Source organism: Gabonibacter massiliensis (assembly GCA_001487125.1).
GTDB classification, from domain to species: domain Bacteria; phylum Bacteroidota; class Bacteroidia; order Bacteroidales; family Marinifilaceae; genus Gabonibacter; species Gabonibacter massiliensis.
In genome coordinates, this window is the sequence record LN913008.1 from 17642 (window position 1) to 29705 (window position 12064).

8 protein-coding genes are annotated in these 12064 nt (G+C 42.8%); 1 reads left to right on the plus strand and 7 read right to left on the minus strand.

What is annotated here, in order from left to right:
- Window positions 1–60 precede the first annotated feature (60 nt).
- Complete coding sequence (locus tag BN3283_RS00070; RefSeq protein ID WP_070807423.1) at window positions 61–1260, plus strand: C1 family peptidase; 1200 nt, start codon at window positions 61–63, stop codon at window positions 1258–1260.
- A gap of 41 nt (window positions 1261–1301) precedes the next feature.
- On the opposite strand, the gene BN3283_RS00075 is transcribed toward BN3283_RS00070, so the two are convergent.
- The 7 genes from BN3283_RS00075 to BN3283_RS00110 form a co-directional block, all read right to left on the minus strand.
- On the minus strand, window positions 1302–4580 hold the full coding sequence (locus tag BN3283_RS00075) for a golvesin C-terminal-like domain-containing protein (RefSeq protein ID WP_059025186.1): 3279 nt from the start codon (window positions 4578–4580) through the stop codon (window positions 1302–1304).
- 109 nt (window positions 4581–4689) lie between these two features.
- On the minus strand, window positions 4690–5031 hold the full coding sequence (locus BN3283_RS00080) for a hypothetical protein (RefSeq protein WP_041504722.1): 342 nt from the start codon (window positions 5029–5031) through the stop codon (window positions 4690–4692).
- 51 nt (window positions 5032–5082) lie between these two features.
- Complete coding sequence (locus tag BN3283_RS00085; RefSeq protein ID WP_059025188.1) at window positions 5083–5712, minus strand: carboxypeptidase regulatory-like domain-containing protein; 630 nt, start codon at window positions 5710–5712, stop codon at window positions 5083–5085.
- A gap of 214 nt (window positions 5713–5926) precedes the next feature.
- Window positions 5927–7714: a vWA domain-containing protein gene (locus tag BN3283_RS00095; protein WP_059025192.1), complete on the minus strand. Its 1788-nt coding sequence runs from the start codon at window positions 7712–7714 to the stop codon at window positions 5927–5929.
- 9 nt (window positions 7715–7723) lie between these two features.
- The gene (locus tag BN3283_RS00100) at window positions 7724–8572 is read right to left on the minus strand and encodes an AAA family ATPase (protein ID WP_059025193.1); all 849 of its coding nucleotides are present in this window, start codon (window positions 8570–8572) and stop codon (window positions 7724–7726) included.
- A 99-nt stretch (window positions 8573–8671) separates the two neighbouring features.
- The gene (gene pepT / locus BN3283_RS00105; protein ID WP_059025217.1) at window positions 8672–9889 is read right to left on the minus strand and encodes a peptidase T; all 1218 of its coding nucleotides are present in this window, start codon (window positions 9887–9889) and stop codon (window positions 8672–8674) included.
- 104 nt (window positions 9890–9993) lie between these two features.
- The gene (locus BN3283_RS00110) at window positions 9994–11961 is read right to left on the minus strand and encodes an OPT family oligopeptide transporter (protein ID WP_041504735.1); all 1968 of its coding nucleotides are present in this window, start codon (window positions 11959–11961) and stop codon (window positions 9994–9996) included.
- Window positions 11962–12064 lie beyond the last annotated feature (103 nt).

Here is a 12064-nt window from a genome sequence, read left to right on the forward strand (position 1 = left end):
GTATATCCTTAATTTTTTTGATTACCTTGCACCCGCAACAATAAAAAAAAATTATCCGCTATGATTAGAAAGTTTTTACTGATGGCCGTGATTGTTTTCACGGGTGCAACAACGCTTTTGGCACAAAAACAGGGAGGTCCCCGTTCCGGTTACCAATTCGAAACCATTGCCGATCTTAAAACCACCCCGGTGAAGGATCAACAAAGTGTCGGGACCTGCTGGGATTATGCCGCCCTCTCCTTTTTGGAATCCGAACTATTGAGAATGGGAAAACCGGAATACGATCTTTCCGAATTATTCGTTGCCAAAAATACTTATTACGAAAAAGGAATCCGTTATATCCAATTCCACGGATCAAATAACTTCGGAGAAGGAGGACAGGCACACGATGTCATCCTCATGATTAAAAAATACGGTATTGTTCCGGAAGAGGTATACACGGGACTCCAATACGGCAGGGATTTTCACATCCACGGCGAATTGGTCGAAGCTCTAAAAGGGATGCTGGATGGTATCAACAAAAACCCGAACCGCCGTCTTACCCCGGTTTGGCCAAAAGCTTACGAAAGCATTATCGACACCTATTTAGGAGCGACCCCGGAAAAATTCACCTACAAAGGAAAAGAATACACCCCAAAAACGTTCGAGGCTTCTTTAGGGCTCAATCTGGACGATTACGTGGAAATCACCTCCTTCCAGGAATTTCCTTTCTATACACAGGTTGTACTTCCCATTCCCGACAACTGGGCTCACGGTGTTTACTATAATCTTCCGATCGATGAATTGATCGAGATCATGAACAACTCTTTGAAAAAGGGATATACCGTATGTTGGGACGGAGATGTCAGCCACAATAGTTTTAACCACGGAGCCGGTTTAGCCATCTTGCCGACCGACGAACCTTCCGAAATGATCAATGCCGAAATCGACAAATGGCAGACATTAAGCGAAAAAGAGAGAAAATCTAAAATGTCCTCTTTCGAAGAACCCGTACCGGAGATGAGAATCGACGATTCAAAACGTCAATTCAGATTCGACAACCGGCAGACGACCGACGACCATTTGATGCATATCACGGGCCTATTGAAAGACCAAAACGGCACGCTTTACTATAAAACCAAAAATTCGTGGAATGCAGACAGTAATCCATTCGGCGGTTATCTTTACATGTCGGAACCGTATTGCCGTTTACAAACCGTGGCTATTATGGTACATAAGGACGCCATCCCCAAAGCGATTCGAAAAAAATTAGGACTTTAATCCGATAAAAAACAGCATCTGGAAGATGCTGTTTTTTTATTCTAATCCATTTTTACCCACTTCACGGCATCCGCTATTATGATTTGACTATAAGATGATTTATAGTGCGTATACCCTTTCCACGTGGTCAAACTACGTACAGTGGACCAAAATTCCCCCTCCTTCTCTTCCGATTTCCCTCTATCATCCAAGGAGACTCGTGCCAATCCCTGTTCCAGATAATAGGTACCCAGCGATATCCACCCGGAGGTTCTTCGCGTCGGTCGTATGACAACTTCACGCTCGGCTTTACCATCATACACAAAATAATGGACGGGATTACGTAAAGAGGACACGCCACGGGAACCCGAACTTTGATATGGTACATGATAAACAAATATTTCATAATTTCCCGCCTCCTTAATATCGACTTCCCATATCGCTTTACACTCTCCGTTACCTACCAATTTAGCGTAAGCATCTTTCACGTATTGTCCGTAACACTGCTTGTCCACCAATTTTGCCCAATTATTGGCAGAGAATCGATTGTATGAATACTTATCTTCTTGTTCTCCTTTAAACCAACGGACAAGCTTCTTACCGGACAAATACTCCAAATGAAACCCCTTATCCGTGTTATCCACGATAATCTCTCCCGGTATTGACTGAAAAACGAGAGAATCGGCATCGTATATACCCGGAACGGTGTCTTTTGAAAAGTAATCGCTGATTCTGAAAAAATCATACTGAAATTCCCCCGGAATGTTCGCCGACACCCCGGTATTAATTGTCAACCGGCTTATTTTGCCTGAAATAACAATCTTTTTACTCTCTCCCTTTCCAATTAAATAGTATAAACTTCTCGGCCGGTTATTTTCTGTTACCGAGACCTCGATAATACCGTCACGCTTCCCGGAATTTCGAATATAAAAACGGATGAACTTCTGCATTTCGTTTTCACCCTGAACAAGCTGAACATTCCGCACGGCGAACAAAGGTAGAGATGAAGATTCATACCATTCCCGCAAAAAATCCTCTATATCAACCCCGAACTTCTCTCGCACTTTAGCTATAAACTGCCCGTACGTGTATTCCTGAAAAGGTAAATCCCTAAACGCTTTCCAAAATTGTTTTACCGTTTCCGGAGAAGAGTAAAAGATCAAGTAGTTTTCTAACGATTTACTTTTCAACCTTACGACCTCGTCCAAAACTTCTCGTTTCAAAGTCCGGTCCCTTAAAGCCATCTTAAAAGAAGCTCCTCCCCGCAAATAATAACGAGCCTCCAACAGATCGGACAAGCTAAATTCGTATTCAGACCGATCTTTTATCGACGACTGTATACAATTCCCCATAACCGCATCCAAAACCGGAATTTCCGAAGAGAACACCGATTTCGGTCGAAAAAGAGGATATATAAAATACCGGCAACCATAACCATGATTATTAGCATCAGACGAAAACATGAACCTGCGGTAAAGTTCCCCGAATCTTCCGTTATTTTCCAAAAAACGGCTCAAAAACGAGAGGATGGCCATCGGACTTATCCCTTCCTCTTCCCTATCTTTAGCCGACACCGGACAAGCTTCCTTACCTTCCGGAAAAAAAAGCATCTCCGGCTGAACAAATTCACTTGAATTTTTCCAGAAACGGTAATAAGCAACCATAGAAGGAGGCGTTTCTATACAATAGAAATTTTTATACGGATATAGCACTTCTTTTATCTCTTCCAACCGGGAAAAAGCATTAAACACGAATCGATCCGAGTCATAAGGAAAAATATCGTGTCCTTTAAAATGTAGAATCGAAAACTTCCAATCTCCGATCTGTTCCGTTTCTTCTTCAAAAGGTCCCGTACAAAGAGTGATTCCGGACAAGCATTCCGGAGAAGAGAAACAAACCGTGTCTCCGTGAACAGACATTTTCCCCTGCGACACGACTCTATCATCATTTGCAGGGATCACCCGAAGCGAAAAAAGGGATTTATTCCGTATCGTCTCGTAGGGTGAAGAGGGATCCGCCGGAGGATAAATCACCGGATACCAAAGACATTCAGGTAGTAACAAGGTATAATTCGAATCTAAATAACAATAACGACGACCGGGCACAAACGACTGGATTTCAAAGCTCGGGTAAAAATACTCTTGATCCGGAATATCCAGGTAACAGATCCGCTCGTCTATACTTCCTTCGTATTCCATGTCGAATACGGCCTTTTCACCGGGAGACAAGGTCGTCTCTAAAATAATTGCCTGATGTTCTTTCCGAAAGACGACCATTTTACCGTCCCGTTCTATTCGGACCACGTTCAGAAAAGGATTCAGATAAAAAAAAACACGAGGCAGACCTACACGACTGCAATTCTCCAACTCGAGCCGACTTTGCATTTTCACCCGCTCTCCTTTCAAATGACAAATTATATCATGAGAAAGTAATGCCAAACAAGCAGAAGAGGGATATTTCAAATAAGTTTGTCGATAAATTTCCCGAATCTCTTTTTCTTTTTTTACACCGTACACCGGAATATACCCTATTCCCAATCCGCACAAGACAAGAACCAAACCGGATAAATGAAATCTTATCTTCCTGCTCTGTCGATTAGGTAATCGTTTTATGAAACCGACAGCGCTCACGAGTGCCCCAGTACCTACCAGTAAGAAAGAAAAACGTTGAACCAAATATTTCCATAAATCGAAATGTCCCGTTATACCTGAAAAACCATTCGGCAACATCCTGCCGTACAAATCTAAAAATTCCACCGGCTTGGCATAAACGAAAAAAAGATACAGTAACCCGAATAAAAACAAAACCGGAAAATAACGATTTCTAAAAACGGCGCAAACCCATACACAAATCCCCAGCATAAACACGAACGCAGGAATCGTAAAAGAAAAAAAATAAAAAAAATAAAGCCTCAAATCGAAGGGAGAATCACTCGCAAAAAGATGGATAAAAAACGCCACTCCCATGACGATCAAATTCATTCCCATGAGAAGTACCGTTATTCCTCCGATTTTACCTATAAAATAATCCCGGTTATCAAACGAGCGTACCATTACCGTTTCCAAAGTATCTTTCTCTCTCTCCCGCCCAAAAAGCTCCAACACGATAAAAACAACAAGTAGTGATAACCAAAAATTAAACAAGTAAGCATTCATCAAAGGAAAAGAACTGGGCAAAGCAACCATCTTTATATTAAAGGGCTTTAAATTGCTTTGTAAATAAAAATGGTAATATCCTATAAACAAAACAGCCAATACAAAGAAAATATTATATATCCAGTTTCTTCTCCCGATTTTTATCTCGTATCGAGTAACAAGCATTATATCTCGAAAATTGATCATACGAAACGAATTGGCTTCTGACAAAAAATTAAAAACACTCACAGGGAATAAACAAAAAAGAACCTATCTCTCTTTATTCAATCCCCTTTTACAAATCCATTTCTGACGGTTATTCCCTCCACATATATACATCTTTATTCTCGAATCTTCTTCCTGTTACTTTTAAAGACTCTATTAATTCCTGATAATTATCTTTTGAAAATTTCACATCGTAATACTTCACCTCTTCCTCCAATAAACCTTCAAATGTAAGACTATAATATCCATCTACCTCCGTGAGGTCCACGACGAGATCATTATAAACGACTCGAACATCCTCCAAGGGTTCCAATTCGTCATCATCATAAACAATACCAGATACAATACCATCATAATACTTAGAACCGACTACAAATCCAGTTTCCACAATAAAAAAAGAGAGCATAATCACGTAAAATATCATCTTTTTCATAACATTTGTCTTAAAAATTAATAATAAAATATCTCTCAAAAGAATGTGTTTTCATTCTTTATCAGAAGCCTCTTTTTGCATTAAAAGATCCGGAGCGTTCATAATACGACCCAATGATTGCAAAACCGTATCAATGGAAACCTTAGCGTACCCTGATTTAGTAAAAACCATTTTTTGTCTTTTATTACCGCCGACAAAAGAGACCAGGTAGTTCCCGCACGTCGAAGTGGTTGAGACGCGTATGTTCATGCAAGTTACGCCTACTCCGGAAAGCGGTTCTCCGGTTTCGGCATCTTTTACCTTTCCCCGGTAAATAACCTGTTTCACCGTATCTACATTTAATAAAACATCAGGCAAAACGATTCTCCCCTTCCCTCGTTTTATCCCCCTTTTTATCGTGTCTATCTCTTGTGATTTTCGTTTATACCCTACAATAGAATAGCGAATCTCCGCAGATTTTTTTAATTTTAGAACAGGTAACCGATAAAACCCGCTCGGATCTGTTTGTATCGATTCCTTTTTTTTACTTTCAGGATCAAAGGTATACACCTTCACATCAGCCAAAGGATCTCCTGTTTCGGCATCTTTCACGTATCCTTCGTATGTGGCTTCACGACTTCCACAACTCACGGATAAAAGGATACATGCCATTCCTATCAGCCTGTAAACACTTTCATTCATCACGAAAATTTTAAATTAATACATAGATTCCCGTCTCCTTGTTTTTTCAAAAAGGAGATTTACGAGAAAAAACAATTACTCGGAATTTACCCCATAAGACTATATTCTACTTAATTTATAACATATTTTTTACAAATATAAAAATAATCACAAATAAAAACAAAACAATATTTTACAATAGAGATATATTAATAAAAATACAAAAAAAATTCATCTAAAAAGAGTTAGCATCTGCTATGGAAGAAAACTTTTTCCGGATCCACCGAGAGAGATGAGTTGTAATTTCGGCCCCGGAGAAAGGGATAAACTCGTCGTACATATCCGCCTGATCAAAATTATCGATGCCGACGGAGAGTACTTCAATGCCCCGTCTACGTCCTTCCCGAACCACTTCCCACACGTGTTCCCGGGCATTCTCCCCGTCATACCCCGTGGCAGAAGGGGCTCCGTCGGAAATCATAAAAAACAATTTGTTTTTTGCATCAGACTTAAATTTATCAAAGCAATAGAGCATAGCATAACCGTCGGCATTGGCATTTAAGGCTGACTGTGAAAACAATTTTCCCCACTGCAATTTTTCTCCGTTCTCGTAAAAACGCACAATCTCTATCTTCTCCGTATCACAACGATGGCCATAGATAGAGAAACGAACGAGGTTGGGATATTTGCCGAAGGCCAAAGCGAGAGCCAATGAGATAACCGTCTGCATTTCGATCTTATCTCCCGTTACCATAGAACCGGACAGATCGAGCAGTATGACGACTTCCAGAATGACCGAAGAAGCATACTCTTCTTCTTGAAAAATATAACGATTATAACGCACCTGATACAATTCGTCCTCATCCAATTCACCGGAATCCTGTTCGTAAACGGTTCGGACCCGATCCATTTTAGCCGAGAACATGGAGAGACTCAACCGTATCCGAGCTGCAAATTCCTTAGCCCGATTCAGTAAGACTTCCGAAATTTGGGCATCTTCCGCTTCCACCTCCTCTATCCGGTCACAACAACCCAAATTTCCTTTCCATTCCAATTTGGAACGTTCAGAAGAGACAAAGGACTGATTACTAAATAGAGGTTCCGAATTTAAGGTTTTCCGCATATCCCGAATGACAGACTCCGCCATTTTGATTTGTCGGTCCGTTCTAAAATCTTCTACACCCCTGAGTACGTTTTTCATCTCCTGCAAACAAAAGTTATCGGGACAAAAATCTTCCTGCCGAAACAACCGGGCCAATTCTCCCGCGTATTTCTCGACATCAGCGTACGTCAAATCGGCGTATTCCTTTATTTCGTTCAATACCGAATCCACCTCCTTCACCTTCTGTCCATTTGCCGGGAAGGACAACACCTCACGCCGATAAGAACCGAACTCCAGAATATTCGGATACAATATTTTAGAACATATATAATCCAAAAGAGCCTCGGATCCGTCTAACCCGTTACTTTCGTTATCCTCCCCCGGACCGCCGTAAAAACCGACTTGCTCTTCTATGGCATTTATCCCCACGGCCATATCCAAACGACGGGCTGCATAAAGATAAAAATGATATCCCGGAAAATCCCTGACTAATTTAGATTCCACCCGACGGTCTTCCAGCATATGAATCAATTCATATTGTAAACGGGTATATCTCCATTTTTTCGAATCCAGATGATTGATCTCCTTCCCGGTATAAACCATATGTGCCATTTCATGCACGAAATGACCGAAAAACGAATATACTCTTATCTCATCGGAAAAAGCCAACCGCAACAATTTCAGATTCAACGCGATCTGCATAGGATTCATTGCCAGACCCGGGGCTTTATTGGATAAGATCATTTTAGGAATCTCTCCGGTAACATGATATGCTATCCGGGCACAAACGGGGACCAAGGTCAAAATATCGGTCGTACCGAGATTCCGGTCGACCAAATTCCGGGCCCGCGGAAAGTTTCCCCACCAATCCCGATCCATGAATTGCTCCTCGTATATTTCCTCTATTTTTCGAAAATTCATCAGAAACCGTTATAAGGCTTGAACCAGGGAGCGGGCCAATGTCTCTTCCCCGGTAATGAGATAATTCGTCAAGATGACTTTTTCAATGATTTCATTCAACCGGTACCCCAAAGGCAGATAAGCCGCCGCATCCAATACCTGACGGGTAGACAGGGAAACGGAGAGAGTCTCCCTCCGTTCCGCCAACCGCAATATTTCCGCCACTTTAGTCAATGCTCCGGCCGCTTCTTTGGACACTTGGGGATAACGATCTAAAATCAGGTCTGCTTCCTCTGCCGGAGACAGGTAATCGAGCCGAACCTTGATAAACCGATCTTCAAAAGCCGTATCCAACCGTTGAGTCGAAACGTAGGCAAACCCCACGTTTCCAGCCGCCACAAACAAAACATCCTCTCCTTTATCGTACCGCGTACCCGAATCCTCATCATAAATGTAAGACTGCTGCCTATCCAGTATTGTCATTAAAAAATTGGCAGCCACCATCGGGATCCGCATCAGCTCATCCAAAAATATCAACGTCGGACGGGAAGAGGTAAAAGCTTTAAAAAATTCGGAACGAACAGCTTTTGTTTTTCCGTCATCTCCGATAATCAATCCCCCGACAAACATCTTCTTAGGTTTAAAGGCCTGGCCCATGTCGAAAGCAAAAAAATCCATTCCGGTAGCTTCGGCCAGCTCCTTAGCGACCGATGACTTTCCACAGCCTTTGGGGCCTAATAAAAAGGGATATTTCTTTAAATACAACGTGTGACACAGAAACTCCCACGTCTCTAAAGGAATATACAGATCTTCCGAATGTTTCGGAGGAGAAAATAATATCATGTTGGTTTGCCTCGGCACACGTGTTTTTTCCGTCATTTTTCCCCTATTTTCATGGTTATTTTATCTTACAAATCTAACCATAAAAAACGAGGCTACCTGAAAAAAGCAGCCCCGTTCTCCGATAAATCTTATTTTTTACTTTGCCCAAAGTTGAATCAGATTCAAAATGGTCTGCATGGCTTTATGCATCGTATCCAAAGAGCAATACTCGAATTTCCCGTGGAAATTCATACCTCCGGTAAACAAATTCGGACAAGGTAATCCCATGTACGAGAGACGCGCTCCATCGGTCCCCCCGCGTATCGGACGCACGATAGGAGTCACTCCGGCCTGCTTCATCGCTTGAAAAGCCTTGTCGATCACCTCCGGGTGCGGTTCTACCATCTCACGCATATTATAGTATTGATCCTTGAGTGTTAAAGTAATTACCCCTTCCCCGTATTTTCGGGTCAGCAACTCGACCACCTTACTTATATATTGCTTCTTAGCCTCAAATTTTTCCCGGTTATGATCTCGGATAATATAATCGATGGTAGCATTTTCCACCGAACCACCCAACCCTACCAGATGATAAAAACCCTCGTATCCATCCGTATGTTCCGGACGTTCCCAAGCCGGTAGCAAACTGTTTATATCAGCCGCTACCTGTAAAGCGTTGATCATTTTGTCTTTCGCGTATCCCGGATGAACATTACGTCCCTGAATAACCATCTTGGCACTGGCCGCGTTGAAATTCTCGTACTCCAATTCGCCCTCGAAACCTCCGTCGATCGTATAGGCAAACTTAGCCCCGAATCTCTCGACATTAAAGAAATCAACCCCACGGCCTATCTCCTCATCCGGGGTAAACCCTATACGAATCTTTCCGTGCGGCACGTCAGGATGATTAATCAGATATTCGGCCGCCGTCATGATTTCAGCTACACCGGCCTTATCGTCGGCTCCCAATAGGGTCGTTCCATCCGTTGTTATCAACGTATGACCTTTAAAATAAACCAACTCGGGAAAATCGACAATCCTCATCATCAAGTCGGCGTTCAATCTTATGTCTTTTCCATCGTAATTCTCGATAATTTGCGGGTTTATACGAGCCCCGCTCATATCCGGGCTGGTATCCACATGAGAGATGAAACCGATTACCGGACGATCTTCATAACCGGGTGTCGCCGGAACAGATCCCATAGCATACCCATGCTCATCCATTTCTACCTCCACCAATCCCAAACTCTTCATCTCCTCCGTCAAATGCTTCAACAATACCAATTGCTTTTCCGTTGAAGGAAAGGTCTCGCTGTTCTCATCACTTTGAGTATCGAAAGCGACATATCTTAAAAAACGCTCTTTTAAATCCAACATATCGATTTAATTTTTTATTTTATATTATCATTCCAAACGAAGTAATTCTCGCGATCGCACCCCAATCACTCAATCTTCTAATCACTGAATCACTCAATCACTCAATCCGTTAACTTAGCTCTCAACGAATCTTTAATGAAATAAACGATGATCGCGATATACATCACTACGGCTAAAATTTCAGCACCGCTCCATTCCACGAACCAATCCGCACCGCAATACTTCAATATGGCGCTGATCACACCCATCAAGGCTCCCCCCGCGATAAATCCGGAAGCAATCAATGTCCCCCGTTCCCGGCGGGATTTATTTACCTGTTCATCTTTACTACGGGAACCGACATACCAACTAATCAACCCTCCGATCAACAAAGGCGTATTTAAATCCAACGGAATAAACATCCCCAAGGCAAAGGCCAAGGCAGGAACACCGATCATCGTCAAGATCAAAGCCAACGCGGCTCCGGCAAAATAAAGCAGCCAGGGAGTTGCACCGCCCTCCATCAAAGGCTTAATCACGGCAGCCATAGCATTTGCCTGCGGTGCCACTAAAGCACCGTCTCCCACGAAACCGTAAGTCTTATTCAATACCATCATGACTCCGGCGATAGTAGCTGCCGACACGGCCGTTCCCAAGAATTTCCATCCCTCTTGTTTAGCGGGTGTGGTCCCCAGCCAATAACCGATTTTCAAATCCGTAATAAAACCTCCGGCCATAGATAAGGCCGTACAGACCACTCCTCCGATAATCATAGCGGCCGTCATTCCGCTTGTTCCGCTCAACCCCGCACTGACCAATACCAAAGAACTAAGAATAAGGGTCATCAACGTCATACCCGAAACCGGATTAGACCCCACGATAGCAATCGCGTTAGCAGCCACCGTGGTGAAGAGGAAAGCGATCACAAACACGATTAAAGTGGCAATAATCGTATGAAACATATTTCCCAACACCCCGATCTGGAAAAATACGAATATAGCGATCAATGTGGCAATCAAACCGGACAAGATCGTCTTCATCGGAAGGTCTCTCTGGGTGCGTTCCGTTGTCTCCCCCGCGTCCTTTTTCCCTTTCAACTCACTCACGGCCAATCCCAAAGCTTGTTTTATGATACCGGAAGAACGAATGATTCCGATAATACCTGCCATCGCGATGCCTCCGATACCGATGTGACGGGCATAATTGGAGAATAGCTGTTCCGGACTCATCTGACCAATCAGCATCGTAATATTTTCTCCCACGGCCAAAGTCTGTCCGTCGGCAAAATAACTGATAAAAGGAATCAAAACGAACCATACCGTAAACGAACCCGCGCAAATAAAAGCAGCGTATTTCAATCCCACGATATAACCGAGACCCAATACCGCGGCTCCCGTGTTAATCTTTAACACGACTTTCATCTTGTCAGCCAACAACTCCCCCCAACCCATAATCCGGGTAGAGATCCCTTCCGACCACCAACCGAAAGTACTCACGATAAAATCATACAATCCGCCGATAAGCCCGCTAACAGCCAACAATTTAGCCTGATTTCCCTTTTTCTCTCCCGAAACCAAAACCTCCGTCGTGGCCGTTGCCTCCGGGAAGGGATACTTGCCATGCATATCCTTTACGAAATATTTCCTGAAAGGGATCAACAACATAATACCCAGCAATCCTCCGAACAGGGAAGATAGGAAAATCTGATAAAAATGTGCATCCAATCCCAAAATATAAAGAGCGGGTAAGGTAAATATAGCTCCCGCGACAATAACCCCGGAACTTGCCCCGATCGATTGGATAATGACATTCTGTCCCAACATGTTTTTACGTCCTAAGACATTACCGACCCCTACCGCAATGATAGCGATCGGAATTGCCGCTTCAAATACCTGTCCTACTTTTAATCCCAAATAAGCGGCAGCGGCCGAAAAGACAATTGCCATAATGATACCGAATGTCACCGAATAGACTGTAACCTCCTGAGGTTTCGACTTTGCCGACATCATAGGCTTGTACTCTTCACCCGGCGCAAGCTCCCGATAGGCATTTTCGGGAAGCGAATTAGGTTGTTTGTTTTCTTGATCCATCGTTTTTATAGTAAGTGATTTATTTATTCTGCCCCCAAAGATAATTATTTTAACCAAAAAATAGGAACCGAAACAACCTTTCTCTCCCGGTACAATCTTTTTA

Bases quoted from the DNA above. Each gene is read 5' to 3' on its own strand.
- BN3283_RS00070 (WP_070807423.1), top strand. From the start codon at position 61: ATGATTAGAAAGTTTTTACTGATGGCCGTGATTGTTTTCACGGGTGCA.
- BN3283_RS00075 (WP_059025186.1), bottom strand. From the start codon at position 4,580: ATGATCAATTTTCGAGATATAATGCTTGTTACTCGATACGAGATAAAA.
- BN3283_RS00080 (WP_041504722.1), bottom strand. From the start codon at position 5,031: ATGAAAAAGATGATATTTTACGTGATTATGCTCTCTTTTTTTATTGTG.
- BN3283_RS00085 (WP_059025188.1), bottom strand. From the start codon at position 5,712: ATGAATGAAAGTGTTTACAGGCTGATAGGAATGGCATGTATCCTTTTA.
- BN3283_RS00095 (WP_059025192.1), bottom strand. From the start codon at position 7,714: ATGAATTTTCGAAAAATAGAGGAAATATACGAGGAGCAATTCATGGAT.
- BN3283_RS00100 (WP_059025193.1), bottom strand. From the start codon at position 8,572: ATGACGGAAAAAACACGTGTGCCGAGGCAAACCAACATGATATTATTT.
- BN3283_RS00110 (WP_041504735.1), bottom strand. From the start codon at position 11,961: ATGGATCAAGAAAACAAACAACCTAATTCGCTTCCCGAAAATGCCTAT.